17 protein-coding genes and 1 pseudogene are annotated in these 15,790 nt (G+C 33.7%); 5 read left to right on the top strand and 13 right to left on the bottom strand.

Features of this window, described 5'->3' with window-relative positions; translation table 11 throughout:
* Positions 1 to 16 precede the first annotated feature (16 nt).
* Entirely contained in the window at positions 17 to 562 is a 546-nt protein-coding gene (locus MKX37_RS08670; protein WP_002012259.1) for a helix-turn-helix domain-containing protein, read from the top strand.
* Positions 563 to 618: 56 nt separating this feature from the next.
* Here the strand turns inward: MKX37_RS08670 and MKX37_RS08665 are convergent, their stop codons facing one another.
* The 6 genes from MKX37_RS08665 to MKX37_RS08640 all read right to left on the bottom strand — a co-directional run bounded on the left by MKX37_RS08665 (position 619) and on the right by MKX37_RS08640 (position 4,412).
* Positions 619 to 1,299, bottom strand: a complete 681-nt coding sequence (locus MKX37_RS08665; protein ID WP_003188684.1) for a prolipoprotein diacylglyceryl transferase family protein — start codon at positions 1,297 to 1,299, stop codon at positions 619 to 621.
* A gap of 17 nt (positions 1,300 to 1,316) precedes the next feature.
* Positions 1,317 to 1,871: a TlpA family protein disulfide reductase gene (locus MKX37_RS08660; RefSeq protein ID WP_002031090.1), complete on the bottom strand. Its 555-nt coding sequence runs from the start codon at positions 1,869 to 1,871 to the stop codon at positions 1,317 to 1,319.
* Between the two features lie 18 nt (positions 1,872 to 1,889).
* Complete coding sequence (gene ccdA / locus MKX37_RS08655; protein ID WP_002031088.1) at positions 1,890 to 2,603, bottom strand: cytochrome c-type biogenesis protein CcdA; 714 nt, start codon at positions 2,601 to 2,603, stop codon at positions 1,890 to 1,892.
* Between the two features lie 54 nt (positions 2,604 to 2,657).
* The gene (locus MKX37_RS08650) at positions 2,658 to 3,470 is read right to left on the bottom strand and encodes a M56 family metallopeptidase (RefSeq protein ID WP_002126694.1); all 813 of its coding nucleotides are present in this window, start codon (positions 3,468 to 3,470) and stop codon (positions 2,658 to 2,660) included.
* Position 3,471: 1 nt separating this feature from the next.
* Positions 3,472 to 3,888: a BlaI/MecI/CopY family transcriptional regulator gene (locus MKX37_RS08645; RefSeq protein WP_002031086.1), complete on the bottom strand. Its 417-nt coding sequence runs from the start codon at positions 3,886 to 3,888 to the stop codon at positions 3,472 to 3,474.
* 125 nt (positions 3,889 to 4,013) lie between these two features.
* On the bottom strand, positions 4,014 to 4,412 hold the full coding sequence (locus MKX37_RS08640) for a DUF3942 family protein (protein ID WP_078178294.1): 399 nt from the start codon (positions 4,410 to 4,412) through the stop codon (positions 4,014 to 4,016).
* A 541-nt stretch (positions 4,413 to 4,953) separates the two neighbouring features.
* Here MKX37_RS08640 and MKX37_RS08635 point away from each other — a divergent pair.
* A complete protein-coding gene (locus MKX37_RS08635; protein ID WP_002031081.1) occupies positions 4,954 to 5,652 on the top strand; it encodes a peptidase E in 699 nt (232 codons plus the stop codon).
* 53 nt (positions 5,653 to 5,705) lie between these two features.
* Here MKX37_RS08635 and MKX37_RS08630 read toward each other — a convergent pair whose 3' ends face one another.
* The 3 genes from MKX37_RS08630 to MKX37_RS08620 form a co-directional block, all read right to left on the bottom strand.
* A complete protein-coding gene (locus MKX37_RS08630) occupies positions 5,706 to 7,115 on the bottom strand; it encodes an MATE family efflux transporter (protein WP_002086395.1) in 1,410 nt (469 codons plus the stop codon).
* A gap of 228 nt (positions 7,116 to 7,343) precedes the next feature.
* Complete coding sequence (locus tag MKX37_RS08625) at positions 7,344 to 8,108, bottom strand: DUF2087 domain-containing protein (RefSeq protein WP_078421919.1); 765 nt, start codon at positions 8,106 to 8,108, stop codon at positions 7,344 to 7,346.
* Between the two features lie 343 nt (positions 8,109 to 8,451).
* Positions 8,452 to 8,640: a hypothetical protein gene (locus MKX37_RS08620; RefSeq protein ID WP_012260704.1), complete on the bottom strand. Its 189-nt coding sequence runs from the start codon at positions 8,638 to 8,640 to the stop codon at positions 8,452 to 8,454.
* A 132-nt stretch (positions 8,641 to 8,772) separates the two neighbouring features.
* Here MKX37_RS08620 and MKX37_RS08615 point away from each other — a divergent pair, with 132 nt between their 5' ends.
* Positions 8,773 to 9,195, top strand: a complete 423-nt coding sequence (locus MKX37_RS08615; protein WP_002126689.1) for a PH domain-containing protein — start codon at positions 8,773 to 8,775, stop codon at positions 9,193 to 9,195.
* Between the two features lie 230 nt (positions 9,196 to 9,425).
* Positions 9,426 to 10,775 carry an FAD-dependent oxidoreductase gene (locus MKX37_RS08610; protein WP_033733870.1) on the top strand — a complete coding sequence of 450 codons (1,350 nt, stop codon included), beginning with the start codon at positions 9,426 to 9,428 and terminating at the stop codon, positions 10,773 to 10,775.
* A 205-nt stretch (positions 10,776 to 10,980) separates the two neighbouring features.
* On the opposite strand, the gene fumC is transcribed toward MKX37_RS08610, so the two are convergent.
* The 3 genes from fumC to MKX37_RS08595 form a co-directional block, all read right to left on the bottom strand.
* Complete coding sequence (fumC, locus tag MKX37_RS08605; protein ID WP_002035171.1) at positions 10,981 to 12,369, bottom strand: class II fumarate hydratase; 1,389 nt, start codon at positions 12,367 to 12,369, stop codon at positions 10,981 to 10,983.
* Positions 12,370 to 12,495: 126 nt separating this feature from the next.
* The gene (gene nhaC / locus MKX37_RS08600; protein WP_002126686.1) at positions 12,496 to 13,899 is read right to left on the bottom strand and encodes a Na+/H+ antiporter NhaC; all 1,404 of its coding nucleotides are present in this window, start codon (positions 13,897 to 13,899) and stop codon (positions 12,496 to 12,498) included.
* Positions 13,900 to 14,294: 395 nt separating this feature from the next.
* On the bottom strand, positions 14,295 to 14,954 hold the full coding sequence (locus MKX37_RS08595) for a class I SAM-dependent methyltransferase (protein WP_002030981.1): 660 nt from the start codon (positions 14,952 to 14,954) through the stop codon (positions 14,295 to 14,297).
* Positions 14,955 to 15,159: 205 nt separating this feature from the next.
* On the opposite strand from MKX37_RS08595, the pseudogene MKX37_RS08585 reads away from it, so the two are divergent.
* A pseudogene (locus MKX37_RS08585) lies at positions 15,160 to 15,277 on the top strand (GTP-binding protein); the annotation flags it as partial.
* Between the two features lie 75 nt (positions 15,278 to 15,352).
* On the opposite strand, the gene MKX37_RS08580 reads toward MKX37_RS08585, so the two are convergent.
* On the bottom strand, positions 15,353 to 15,664 hold the full coding sequence (locus MKX37_RS08580) for a DUF3784 domain-containing protein (protein WP_002064702.1): 312 nt from the start codon (positions 15,662 to 15,664) through the stop codon (positions 15,353 to 15,355).
* Between the last annotated feature and the right edge of the window lie 126 nt (positions 15,665 to 15,790).

The following is a 15,790-nucleotide window of genomic DNA, read 5'->3' as shown; positions in this document are numbered from 1 at the left end:
TTAAGGAGCATTTATTATGGAAAATATAGATATTGGTAAAAAGATTGAAAAACAAAGAAAAGAAAAAGGATTAACTAGTAAAGAATTAGCAAAGATGGCCGAAATCACACCATCAATGCTTAGTCAAATTGAACGTGGTTCTGCTAACCCTTCTATTCAAACATTAAAGGTACTTGCAAAAGCTCTTGATGTTCCAACATTTAGTTTTTTACTTGAAGAAAATAATACAGACGATTTAATTGTACGTTCTCATAAAAGAAAAAAAATGATTATCGATAATTTATCATATGAATTGTTATCACCTGATTTCACAGGAAATTTAGCAACAGCAATTATGACTATCCCACCGAATACTGCTTCATCAGAAAATGTTCTAGAACATAAAGGTGAAGAATTAGCATTTGTATTAGACGGAAAAATCACATTGCACTTAAATGAAGAAGAATACACATTAGAAACTGGTGATAGCGTAAAAATACCAGCTTATTTAAAACATAAATGGGTAAATCAATTCGAGAAAAATGCGATTGTTTTATTTTCTGTTACTCCGCCGATTTTTTAATTCATATGATGATACAAAAATAGCCATGCATAGATGCTCTCCGTGCATGGCTACTTTTATTTTTTTGGTACGAACAAAATCCCTAGACTAATAACACAAAAACTGAGTATTTGCTGTATTGAAAGACCAACTAAAACCGAATTTTGTTCACTAATAAGTGAAATAATGATATGAGCAATTCCCTCGCAAATTAGAAAAAAGCTTATATTCTTTCCATTTCCTAATCTTTCATTTTTAATCCATAACGAGCCAATTATACCGAGTGCGAGTATAATCTCATACATGAAAATAGGATGATACAAAAATTTTGATTCATATATTTTCATCCCCCACGGCAGTGTCGTTTGTGCACCTACTTCTTGATGGAATATAAAATAAAAGATTATACTCACGCAAAATCCAAAAGGTAATGTATCAAGTAAAATCCGAAGAGAAAATTGCTCTTTTTTACTTTTCCAAACAATATATATACTCGCAATTACGCACCCTACTATAATATGCTGAATACTTCCTACAGCTAATAATGCTGGCATTGGCGCCCCAATGGCCCATACCGGATTTAAAATTGCCGGTGCGAATTTCCATACTAATACAATGATAAGAAAGCCATTCGTTACTGCATCCATCATTTTTTCATATTGAATATTTTGCTTTTTCATCCTTAGTTTCATTAGAGTAAATCCAAATAAACTTCCTATTATAAGAGAAACGGGTTGTAACCTCACCATCCACTCCATCACTATGAAATCCCCTCTTAATTCTCAATTATTTTCTTAAACTTCTCTTCTAATTGATCTGGAGGTAATACACCTCGTGCATGATCTACAATAATTCCATCTTTATTAACAAAAAATGTCGTTGGTAAAGAAAATACTTTATAATCTATTCCAGCTACTCCGTCCATATCTAATAGAACAGGAAATTTAAATCCGTGACGATCTGCAAATGCGCTCGCTTCTTGTACTGGATCCCCGATTGTTGCATTTACCGCAAAGATTTCAACATCCTCCTTATATTTATCATACAAACGAACTAGATCAGGAGCCTCCATTTCACATGGACCACACCATGATGCCCAAAAATTAATAACATATGGTTTTCCCTTTGCATCATTTAACGAATAAAGCTTCCCATCTAATCCTTTTAATGTTATGTTCGGCGCTTTAAATCCCACTTGTGGTAATACTTCCTTCTCTTGTAACTCCGCTTGTTTCGCTTTTCTTTCTTTTTCTTCTTTCTTAGTATTATAAAAGTTAACTCCGGCCCAAATTAGTGCCCCAGCTAGTATAATAGCAATTAGTTTCTTCACTTTTCTTCCTCCTCATTTCTAAAATCCCGTAAATCCGCCGAATAGACGAATAAAGAACGCTGTAATTTTCGTCATTTGATTTGTGTATAATAAAACCCCTGTTAAAATCATCATTCCACCGCCGATTTTCATCATGACATTGGCATAAGTAACAATCCATTTTACCTTTCCAATAAAAAATGCCATCACGAAAAACGGAACTGCAAAGCCAAGAGTATATGCCGTAATATAAAGAAGCGCACTTTCCGGATTGGTCGCCCCGAGCATAAGCACTGCAGAAAATATCGGACCAACACACGGTGTCCATCCTGCTGCATATGTCATGCCGACCAAAACTGAGCGAATATATCCTGTCGATTTACTTCTATACTGCACTTTTTTCTCTGCCATAAGCCACTTAGGCTGAAACAATCCAGTCATAAATAACCCCATCAAAACAATAAAAACCCCACCAATTTGTTGAATCAATCTTTGATTAGATGAAAAAGTAATCCCAATCCAACTCACCGATAAACCTAACGCATAAAATATAACCGAGAAACCGATCATAAAAAATACTGTATGTATAATCGCTGACTTTTGCATAATCCCACGATTTTCTTTTAAATCTTGAATAGACACACCTGTAATATATGATAAATAAGATGGATATAGCGGTAAAGAACATGGTGATATAAATGAAAGTATCCCAGCCCCTACTACTAGCCAAATTGTTAAATCCGCCGCATTCATTTTATTCCCCCTAAATACACTACAATGCGTAGTGTTAATTATTAAAAAAAGAGGCTATATGCACTCTCCGACAATAAGTACAATCGACATACAAAATAGCCCTAACGTTACATATACTGAATTTGTATGTAATGGTATATTCAGCTTAACAACTTTCTCATTCAACACTTGCTCAATTCGTAAATTAATTGCGGTTTTCGCAAACGACGCTGTAATACATTGATTTTCCATCGTCTTTATTTTAATTAACTTTAATAATGCACTACCTAGCTCAAATGAAGATTTCATTTTTTGCATCGCATATTTATCTGCTGATAGCTCTTGATATACATGATAACGCTGCAACATCCCTTTTAATATAGGAATATACATCATTCCCTCAGCTAACAATGTAAAGAAAAATAACTTTAATGGATCTCGATTTTTTTGATGATATTCCTCATGTAATACAATCGCATCAATTTCTTCCTCAGAAAATGCCTGAAACATTCCTTCTGAAATGACAATTTTCGGTCGAAATAATCCAATTGTAAATGCCGTAATCTGTAACGTTGATAATACGTACACTTGCTTTCCTTTTCTAGTAATAGACACGAGATTTCTTTTCAATCTTTTACTATAAAAAAATTGCTTCCAAATTCTTTTACTCATAATGATTACAGTAAATAACAGTAATCCGGCTATCATTATACGAAGTATTGATAGTTCCCTCATATGTTTTTGTAATTCAAATAAACAAAATTGAGAAAGGAAAAATGCTTTATTTTGAAAAAGAAATGGGTATGTAACGTAGTATACTAACATGCTTAAAAAAAGCACACTAATAGTCACTGCTAACAAAACGATTTTACGCATTTGCCACTTCATTTTATCGGTCCTCTTTTTTTAGCCGACTTAATTTCTCTTCTAATTTTTTTATTAAAGATGGATCAGCTTGTTCTAACTCATCTATCATATGGTTCACAACAAGATCTCCAAATTCACCCATTAATTCCTGTGTCATTTTCTTCGTTTGATTAGATAAAAATTCTTCCTTCGTTTGTGTAGTACGATACATACCACTTCTTTTCACAATATGCTTTTCTAAATGTGCTTTCTCTACTAATCTGTTCATAACTGTCATTACAGTATTAAAATTCACCGGGGATTCTTCACTTAATCTCTGTTGCACATCTTTAATGGTAATACCCTCAGTAGCCCAAACAATTTCCATTATTTTCGCTTCAAGCGGTCCGAAAAAGTGATTTAACCCTTGCTCATTTAACTTGTAGTTTTGAGTAAACATCGTATGGCCCCTTTCACACTACAGATTGTAGTATAAAATATATAGAAGGTCAAACATAAATGATATTAACTGATACTTAAATGAATCCTAATCTCCACTAATTAGTTATCTGTACCACGTTCGATTCATTGTAAACCTAACTTCTCTCCAAATGTATCATAGAGATAATATTCTAATATTTGCACACTAAATTTCTCATTACGCCCAAGTGCAAATAATTCCCGATCTTTAGCTACGATAGTATCTAATGGAATCACCACATTATCCACTATTTTTGTAATTTCAATTATATTACTTTCTACGTTTACTGCTGTTTTAAATTCAATATTTTCTAATACTATATGTGAACGTCTTCCTGATGCAAAAAAAGTAAAGTTAGGGTTTTTAAAAATCCCAATTTCACTCTCTAACGGATATAAATATTTATAAATTATATCTCTGTGTCCATCTTTTATTATTTTTTCATCTTTTTCATCATCTAAATATTCTTTCACCTTCGCTGCGAACTCAAATCGAAAATCCACTCTTTCACGCTCCCTCTTTTTAGTCTACGCTAATAAATATATTAATATAATTTAACTATATTATAAAATAAGTTCCTATAAAAAGTAAAAAACACTTTTGTAAAACTTTTGGTATTCCCTGTACTTTTTAAATATAAATACTCTTTCAACATTCATTAGTACGTCGTTATATTCATTTAAACATATTGTTCCCATATTTTGAAACAATATTTTCCAGTATTATATATCAATAAAGTGAAACTTTAATCAATGGGGGGTGTTCATCCCCCATTGATTATTAGCCCACACCAATCGGGCGTTTACGGGCAGCAGGGCTCCCGCCTAACTGCTTTGCTCCAATCGAATTTTGAGACGGGAGTTTACTGCCCGCAAATAGCGGGCTAAACTGCTTCTAATTCCTTTCTATCCACAGCTATCGACTCCTTATGCTATTTCAATATATTGTTCACTTTATTTCCCCTTATTCATTAAATCACAGAAGGAATGTAACTCCCCACTATCGAATTTTTACATAACAAATATTATTAGGTGGTGCTTTACTATGAAATTAGCAGTCATTGGTGGCGGTGATTTACAAGATCCAAATCACTTGCATATTAATGAACGACTTATAGAATTAACGAATAAACAATACCCAAAAGTATTATTCATTCCTACAGCTAGTCGTGATGATGAAGGATATATAAAGTTATTTTTAGCAACATTTGAAAAGCAATTACATTGTGAGGTTCAAATTTTACGCATTTCAACCGAAACACCTACTAAATATGAAATAGATGAGATGATTCATTCTGCCGATTTAATTTACCTTGGCGGTGGAAATTACGTTCACATGCTTGAACAATGGAAAGAACATAAACTAGATGAAAAGTTACTATTTGCTTTAAAACGTGGAACACTTATTGCAGGATATAGTGCCGGTGCTATGTGCTGGTTCACATCTAGCATTCGTTCAGATTATGAAGGTTCCGGTTATATAGAAAGTAGTGGCTGGGGTATTGTTAACAAAAGATTTTGTCCCCATTACAATCAATTAAATAGAATGAATGCCTTCCATACGTTTTTACAAACTCACCAAGGTAATATAGAAGGTATTGCATTAGAAGATAATTGCGCTTTATATATTACAGAAGGTTCATTTGAAATTATCGGTGAGCCAGATACAGCTTGGGAGTTTTATATGAATAATGGAGAACTCATTAGACAACATTTTGACATAACTTTAAAAAGTTATTTATAAGCATTCATAAAAAAATGTCCCTAAGTATAATGACTTAGGGACATTTTCATCTTTTAACTCACTAATCGTGTAATTCGTTTCTTCTGCCATGAAAGCTTATAATATGCATACTGTAATATTAAGCTGACAATGAATGCAGCTGGATACCCAATCCATATCCCTTCTATTCCAAGGCTCGTATGGTAAGAAAGATAATACGCCACAGGTACTTCAACAAGCCAAATTGATACAACACTGATTACAGTTGGCCATAGTACAGTACCACTTGCTCGCATTGTCGCACTAATAATTTGTGCATGACCGAAAATTAAGTAGCTCCATAATGTAATCATGATTAGACTATGAGCAATGTCAATTGTATTTTGACTTGTTAAAAATAGTGCTAAAATATCTCTTGAGAACAAGTAAATAAGAGATATTAATACACCACCAATGATATAATTCATAATAATTCCGGCCTTAACAACTTTCTGTAATCGATCAAATTGGTTCGCACCAATTGATTGCGCTGCAAAAATTGATACGGTAATGCCGAGGCTAACCGCTGGCATTTGTACATAACTTGCAACTTGGTTCACAACACCATACGCCGCTGTTGCATCTGAACCGTACCGATTTACAAATGCGATTACCGCGATCTCTGATAATGAAACTAATATCATATTAATACTCGCTGGAATACCGAGGCGTAACAATAATTTTAATAACTCCCAGTCCATACGAAGATATTTTCTTACTGTCCCGTCTAATTGTAGTGGATGATTTTTCTTCTTTAAATACACTAGCATGACAATAAACGTAATAACTGTAGATATAACTGAAGCATAGGCTGCTCCGTAAACATCTAATTTCGGAGCTCCTAACCAGCCAAAAATAAGAATTGGTAATAAAATCATATTTAGCGCTGTACTTACGATTAAAAAGTAAAATGGCGTTTTTGAATCTCCTGTACCTCTCATAAATGTTGTATATGCAAAATATAAGAATAACACTGGCATAGATATAAATAAAATTCTTGCGTAATGCACACTTATTTCAATAATATTTTCTGGCGTTCCCATAAGACGCATAATATCCATCGCAAAAATACTACCTATTATCGCCAACACGACTCCGATAATAAAAGTAAACGTAAGCGTCGTACCAACGATAGCTTTTAAGCGCTCCTCATTTTTAGCACCAAATGCCTGACCAATTAAAATTGAACTACCGGAACCAATTCCAATTACAAATGAAACGAGTAGGAAAAATAACGGGAAAAATGCCGATATAGCTGCTAGATCATTTACGCCTAGCCATCTTCCTACTACTACCATTCCAAATAACTGTCCAACTGATTGTAATACATTACTTAAAAGTAACGGCACTAAAAACATGGACATCGATTTCCATATCGGCTTATGTTCTGTTTCTGACTTCTGTGACTCTACACCTTCTTTATTGTTATCTGTAGGTGGTTTCAAATTTCATTTCTCCTTTTATTTAAAATCTGCACAGTTAAATCCGTGCTCAAATAGTTGTAATTACTCCAACCATTTCTATACTGTTTGCTCGTCAAAGTAATTGCCTCTTCCACTCACTATTTTCAAATTCATCATAGAACTTTAACATATTTTTCATATCTGTAATCCTCTATCTCTTTGTATAGTTGTTTTTATTATGTGCATCTATTCATTTTCTTCTCTTCATTCTTATAACTTCACCCAATATTGGCTTCCATCAGCTGTTCTATCTAAAAAACCATATTCGATTAAATATCTTCTCAAAGTTACAAAATCCGGATATATATTTTCTAAAATTGTATTCACTTCTTTTTCAGTATACTTTTTATTACTATCGAATTTCTTCACTAAATGACGTAATATAATCAATTTACGCTTTTGCTTTTTTGGAAATTTAGAAAGCGGTCCATCCAAACCTTCTGTAAAATGCACTGTTAAAACTTCAGCATTTTCTTCCTCTGTAATATTGTATCTATCATCCACCATCGTAGCTGTTCTATGAATCGGTACAAATTTAGTTTGAACTTTTGATTTTTCTTCTGACAATTCCATTAACGCTAAAAATACTTTCGCTTGCTTCATTTTCTCGCGCAATGTAAATCGATGATTGCGAATCGTCGATGTGCTCCCGCCATCCATTTCTTTTACAATCTCTTTATCGTTAAGTCCCATATGGAAAAACTGAACCATTTTCTTTTGCAAATCAGTTAAGCCTGTAAACTTTTTATCAAGATTTAATAAATATTCAAACATAGATGTATGCTCATTTTGAATATGCAACTGTACAAACTTCTCTGCTTCATACAAAACTTGATTTTCTTGATAAATAACCCCTTTAATAAACGTTTCTCCACAAGCTAAACAAACATACTCCTCTGCTTCCTCGTCAAATACATACCCTTTCTTCAATTCCTCTATCGACGCATCCCAAAACTTCTCTGAAATATCACTCATACTAAACATTCCTCCAAAGGGTTTATTAAAACCATAAACAAATTACGATACCGTTTATTACCACTCCATCATCTTACCATACCAAAAGCAAACAATTCAATATTTCGTTTACCTATTTTACAAACTTTTATAAAAATATCTATTTATACATTATAAAAAGGACTTATCCCAACAAACAGCGAATGTGTTTTTAGAAACCACTTATTATTAAGATGTGAAATATGCTGTTCAATATTTAAGTGCTACAAACCTAATTCAACATGGAACCGGCATTCACACATTCCAAAACTTCAGCATTCAATTTTAACTACAAAAAAGGTGTTTCCATATACGAAAACACCTTTTACCTTTTATATATTTTATAAACAACCTCTACTAAAACTTTACTTGCTTTTACAAATACATGTTTTCGATTTCCATCCTCAACGAATCTATTTGAACAACCACTAATCATCATACAACTAATTATGACTATTACTTTAATACTTTTTCTGCAAATCATTTTATGCAACTCCACTTTTGAAAACTCCATTCAAATTTACCCCATCAAAAAAAGTTTACACGAATAATGAAACGTAAGAATATGTAATGTTGCATATTTTTACGTTTCATTACAATATTGTGATTTAATTATTTTAATGACTGGTATACCGAGGTGATTTACTTGAAATTTAAAGCGAAAAAAAATCCATTTCATATCATTTTAATCTCATTGTTTTTAGTCGTTTTTTTTATTTCTCTATTCTTTCAAAATGAGAATTCTATTTTTTTCACTCTCATGATGCTCTTAAATATCGTGAATCTCTCTTCTTTCTATTTTTCTCATTACAAAATAACGGAATCTGCCCTTATTGTTAAACATGGTTTCATACTCCGTACTGAAATTCCATTTGAAAATATACGCCACATTAAATACTCTGGTAAAAAGCTTCGTTCAGAAAATTGGACAAGACAACAAATAGAAGTTCATTATAATTTATTCGACTCAGTAACATCTTTCGTACCACAAGAAGAGGAGAAATTCATTTCACTCTTAAAAGAAAACTGGCCAAATGTGAAAATAATCAATAGCACCTCAAATGAATAATTTTGTTTGAGACAGTTCAATGCTATTAGGATAACTATATAAGAATTGAATATCCTCCCCAAGTAAAACCGCCGTTTACATATTTATTCTCCCCTCAGGCTAACTCCCCAATAGTTAGTCTATTTTTTATTACATAAAGATACTACGCCTTCATCACAAACAAACGATACGAACATACACTATTTCTAGAAAAACAAACTACTACACAAAATGAATGAAAGGTGCTTATTATGTATGAGTTAAGTTATGAAGGATTAACAGGTGAAATTATTACAAGATATGATTGTGAGTACGAAGAAGCTAGACAAGAATGGAATCGGGCTATTCAAAAGTTTCCTTTAGCTATCATTTATTGTTTTACGAAATGGGATGTTAGTAATGCGATTATTTGGGCGAGAAAAAATGAAATTGCTATTCGCATTCGTTCTGGTGGACACCATTACGAAGGATATTCTGTCGGAAACAATGTCCTCGTAATTGATATAAGTAAAATGAACTGTATGCAGCTTAATGAACATAAAAATACATTAGTCATTCAAGGTGGTGCTCAAAATAAACAAATCTATGACTTTATCTCTTCAAAAGGTTATCCATTTCCAGGAGGAACTTGTCCAACTGTTGGAGTAAGTGGATACACTTTAGGTGGCGGTTGGGGCTATTCTAGTAGGTATTTCGGCCTTGGTTGTGACAATTTAATAGAGTTAGAATTAATTGACTATAAAGGTAAAGTAATTACAGCTAATGAAACTTGCCATAAAGACTTATTTTGGGCTTGTCGCGGGGCAGGTGGCGGAAATTTTGGCATCGTTGTTTCGCTAACTTTTAAGCTCCCTCCAATAGTTGATAAAGTTACTTTCGTTGAACTATATTGGCCTAACGCTTCAGTAGACATCCAAAAGGAATTTCTTCACACATGGCAAAGCTGGCTAGTAAATTTAAATAGTAAGATGACAATCGGTGCGAGCATATACAACTCTGCTGTGGAAGGACTTGCAATATATGGACGAGGTTTATATTACGGTACCCCAGAAGATGCAGCGTTCATTCTACAAGATTTACTCAATATAAACGGGGTGAAGATGAATTTACAATATATCAGTTTTCTTGAAGCAATGGCCATTGTAGAATCTTCATATCCCTCGTCTGAACAATTTAAATCTATAGGCCGGTTCGTTCATAAACAATATAACGAGGAAGAAATCGAAAAAATTATTAGTCTTATTGAAGATAGAGCTTCCGGTAGTATTTTTGCAGCTATAAGTCTCTACCCCCTTGGAGGAAAAATTCAAGATGTAGGTAAAGATGCGAGCGCTTTTTATTACCGCGATGCACATTATATTCTAGGAATCCAAACTATATGGGAAGATCCGATTGTTAAAAAGGATAATTCCCAATGGTTAGAAAGCCGATTTGACTATATAGAATCTATAACAGAAGGCTCATTCATCAATTTCCCATACAGCGATTTGAAAGATTATATGAACGCTTATTACGGGACACATGCCAACAAATTAAGAAAAATCAGTAAAAAATATGACCCTTTATGTGTATTTACTTTTCCGCAAGGAATTAAAAATTAATATGCGATAAAGTGAAACTTTAATCAGTGGAGGTTTTGTTCATCCCCCACTGATTATTAGCCTTCACCAATCGGGCGTTTATGGGCAGCAGGGCTCCCACCTAACTTCTTTGCTTCAGCCGAATTTTGAGGTAGGAGTTTTACTGCCCGGCAAATAGCGGGATAAAAAAGCCAAGATTCTAAACTAAGAACCTTGGCTTTTTCTATTACTCTTTCGGAGCAATCATTTTTTTCGGATCTACAATCTCATCAAATTGCTCTTCTGTTAGTAGTCCAGATTGCAATGCTGCTTCTTTTAAAGTTAACCCTTCTTTATGGGCATGCTTTGCAATTTTCGCGGCATTTTCATACCCGATATGTGGGTTTAGCGCTGTTACAAGCATTAATGAACGATTTACATTTTCATTAATTACTTCTTCATCTGCTTCAATACCAACTGCACATTTATCATTAAACGAAACGGTTGCATCAGCTAATAAGTGAGCAGATTGCAGGAAGTTGTAAGCAATAACTGGTTTGAATACGTTTAGCTCAAAATTACCTTGGCTCGCAGCAAATCCGATTGTTGTGTCATTCCCCATAACTTGTGCTACAACCATTGTTAATGCTTCACTTTGCGTTGGATTTACTTTACCTGGCATAATAGAGCTTCCTGGTTCATTTGCAGGGATAATAATTTCCCCAAGACCACTTCGTGGACCACTTGCAAGCCAGCGCACATCGTTAGCTATCTTCATTAAATCAGCAGCTAATGCTTTTAATGCTCCATGTGCAAATACAACTTCATCATGGCTCGTTAACGCATGGAATTTATTTGGTGCAGAAACAAATTGTTTACCTGTAAACAGACTAATTTCTTCTGCTACCATCTCACCAAATTTAGGGTGCGCATTAATTCCAGTTCCAACCGCAGTACCACCAATTGCTAATTCTTTCATATATGTATTGCTATCTGCAATCATACGCTCTGTTTTTTCAAGCATACGGTGCCATCCGCTAATTTCTTGTCCTAACGTTAAAGGTGTTGCATCTTGTAAATGCGTACGACCGATTTTAATAATATGTTCAAATGCAGTTACTTTTTCTGCTAATGTTTCTTTTAATTTCGTAATAGCTGGCAATACATGGTTTTCTACCGCAATTACACACGCTACATGAAGTGCTGTTGGGAACGTATCATTTGAACTTTGAGACATGTTCACGTCATCATTCGGATGAATATGTACGTCAGATCCCTTTTCTTTCAAAATTTGATTACCGCGGTTTGCAATTACTTCATTTACATTCATATTCGATTGTGTACCACTACCCGTTTGCCATACGACAAGTGGAAAATGTTCATTCCATTTTTCTGCGATAACTTCATCAGCAGCTTCCACAATTGCTTGCGTCTTCTCTTCTGATAGCTTTCCTAATTTTTGATTACTAAGCGCTGCACTCTTCTTTAAAATCGCAAATGCTTTTACAATTTCAAGCGGCATATGCTCTGTTCCAATCGGAAAATTTTCCTTACTACGCTGCGTTTGTGCTGCCCATAATTTATCAGCTGGAACTTTCATTTCTCCTAATGTATCTCTTTCAATTCTGTACTCCATTTTTTCATCCCCTTGAAAATAAAATACCTACATCTTTTATTTTAACAGACTTTCTATCAAATGATAAGAATTCTCATTAATACATATAAAAAAAATTACCTTCCGCCACCGCAGAAGGTAATTTTTTTATGATGCTTGCTTTCCTTTATCCGCATCATCTACATACCAAATGAACTTGCCTGTATATCCATAAATAACTGCTAAAATGAGTGATACGAAGCTTAGCCACATAAATGGAACGTATGATAATGTTGATACACCTAAAATACCAGCCATAAAAATACCATTATCAGACCATGGAACCATACCAGAAGTCAAAGTTCCACCTACTTCTGAGTTACGTGCTAATACGCGGCGATCTATTTTTAATTTATCATAGCTATCTTCCATAATTTTTGGTGTTAAAATAAGTGATACGTACATCGCACAACCAAATATGTTAGCTAAAAATGCAACGATTAATGTAGACAATGTTACATTACCTGCAGAATTTAATTTCTTCTCAAATTTCGATACGATTACCTTTAGAACACCTAACTTTTCAAGTAATCCACCAAAACCTAATCCGAAAATAATAACAGCTACTGAACCAAGCATACCATTAATTCCACCACGGTTTAATAACTTATCGACAAACTCGACACCAGATTGAATTGAGAATCCGTTATATGCTGTTCCAATTGCCTCTCCAAAGTTCATTCCTTGGAAAAGTGTTGCCCAAATTGCACCAATTAAAGCTCCCATAGCAATTGTTGGCATAGATGGTTTCTTCATCGCCAATAGCACAATAACAATTACCGCTGGAACAAGCATCCATATTTTAATATCAAAGTGCTTTAATAAAGATTCTTTTAAAAACTCAACTCTATTTAAATCTACATTATCCCCGCCATACATCCATCCAGCAACAGTAAACATAATGCTGGTAATAATATAAGCTGGAACGTCTAATACGAGCATAGCTCGAACGTGAGCGATAACATCTACTTTCGCCATAGAAGCTGCAAGAACTGTGCTATCAGAAAGTGGTGATAATTTGTCTCCGAAATAAGCTCCTGAAAGGACTGCACCCGCAACAAGCGGAAGTGGTAATCCAAGCCCTTCACCTATCGCCATCATAGCAATACCTGCAGTTCCAACTGTTCCCCATGATGTTCCTGTCGCGATAGAAGTGATTGAACAAATAATTAAAGTTGCCAATAAGAATATGCTAGGGTGAATGAATTCTAATCCATAATAAATTAATGTAGGTACAACCCCACCAGCAATCCACGTTCCAATTAAAGCCCCAACTGCAACTAAAATAAGAATTGCTTCTAATCCATTAGAAATCCCTTTCGTAATTGCATCTTGCAATTCTTGATAACGAAATCCTAATCTTAATCCAAGCGCAATAACTAAAAACCATGAAATAAATAGCGCTAATTGAATTGGGAGATCAAAAATCGTTTGGAAGGAAAAGACGACAGCAAGAAATAGGCATAAAAGAATAATAATTTCTAGCATCGATGGTAATCTTACACTTTTCATTTTTTTCTCTCCTTACAAGTCGATAACATGATGTATGTAGTCTTACGTGTATGTAGTATACAATTAGCGAAGACAAAACAAAATTTTCATATTATTTCGATTTATTTTTTCAGTATAATATATTCACAACCCTTTCTATTGTAAAAGTAGATTGCGCTTTTCGCAATGAAAAATATAAAAAATGTTGTATTTTTATTTATTTAGATAAAAACACCTAATGAAATAAAACTTTAATCAATGAGGGTTTTATCCATCCCCACTAATTATTAACCCATAATAACCTTTTTAATATTTGCCTCAACAAAACTTTTTACTACCGCTTTCACCTCATATGTAATAATATATTTCCACATAAAAAAAGAGCACACATCATTTAATCGATGCATGCGCCTCTTTTATTTATACATATTTTGTATCTCTTCTTTATTTTTAAGTATTTCCGAAAACTTATCGCTACAACCTTTCGGAAATAAAACTCCGAGTCCATATGAATGCCCAAACTGAAAATGAGGGTATTTCACCTTGACCTCATCCCAAAACTTATACACACCGAAATCACCGTTTTTAACTTCAATATCATGAAATAATACAATACCGTTTTTCGCAACTTTAGGTAACCATGTTTTATAATCATGAGAAACAGCTTCATACGTATGATAGCCATCAATATGCAAAAGATTTATCGTTTCATCTTGAAACTCATCCAGAGCATCATCAAAAGTAGACCGAATTAAATTCCCTATATTCAGGTAGTTATCCCTCACCACTTTTTCTACTATTTGAAAAACCCCTTCTCCATATGGACCTGTATGCCCATCTCCAGCCCAAGTATCTACAGCAAAACATTTTGTGGCTAACCCACCATCTTTTACCCCCTGGCAAAAACTAAAAAAGGAAGCACCTAAATGCGTACCTAACTCAACTAAAGTTGCTGGTTCTTCAAATCTTACTAAATCATATGCGAAATCTAAATGCCCACTCCACGCAGATTGTGACCGAATAATAGGACTAAAATTTTCAAATTCAAACGATGGTTTATGAGTAACCCAGTTCATCACGTATCTCCTTATACACATATTTTTAACAAACCAAATTACTCTTATCTTTATTTTTTTGGCGCCGCGATTATGATTATATTTCATAAAAAGATGAAGAATTACCCCATTCTTATTGGGGTAATTCTTCATATACATATGGATTTGCTGGCTTCTTAATCTTCTCTACTTTACTTATTTTCACAAGTGGAAATAGCATTCCTTAGAACCAGAAGCATTGAAAAACTTGGATGAACGATATGGAGATCAAATAACTGAACTTGTATTTATCGGCATCGATATGAATCGTTCTATTAACAGAAAAAGAAATGAAACAAGATTGAAATACATTTGTTGATCCTATTCCCGCTTTTACTTTCACTTCATAATAAAAAGGCTTCCGTAGCATGGAGCCTTTTTCACTTTGTAGTACTCTTATTTAACATATTTGCTTTAATAAGAAACACAATTGTACCTAAAACAATTAAGATAGCATATACGATACCAACTACATCACCTATTTTTTCTAAGCCAAACGGTAATAGTATAGTAGCAACTCCGACTATATAGGAAAACACACCTGAAAGCTTCGCTAATTTATTTTTATCTCCAACAAACGTTTCTTCCTGATAGCCTGCCAACAAAAACAATCTCTTTTTCACATGTATTTGATAGCCTAAAAAAATGATAAGTAATCCAACAAATAAACAAACCAAAAATCCTGCTAGCATATAACTCTCCCCTACGATATTTTACTATACACAAAAAAGATGATCGTTCTTACTAAACAATTTTATTTTTAATTAGAAATTTCAGTTTATTAATACTCCATTTCGTGATATATTGCATATTGTATC

Origin of the sequence: Bacillus sp. FSL R5-0709 (assembly GCF_038004785.1) — a bacterium.
Taxonomy (GTDB): Bacteria; Bacillota; Bacilli; order Bacillales; family Bacillaceae_G; genus Bacillus_A; species Bacillus_A mycoides.
Note: the sequence above shows the minus strand (reverse complement) of the source record. Positions and strands in the feature narration are given on the sequence as shown.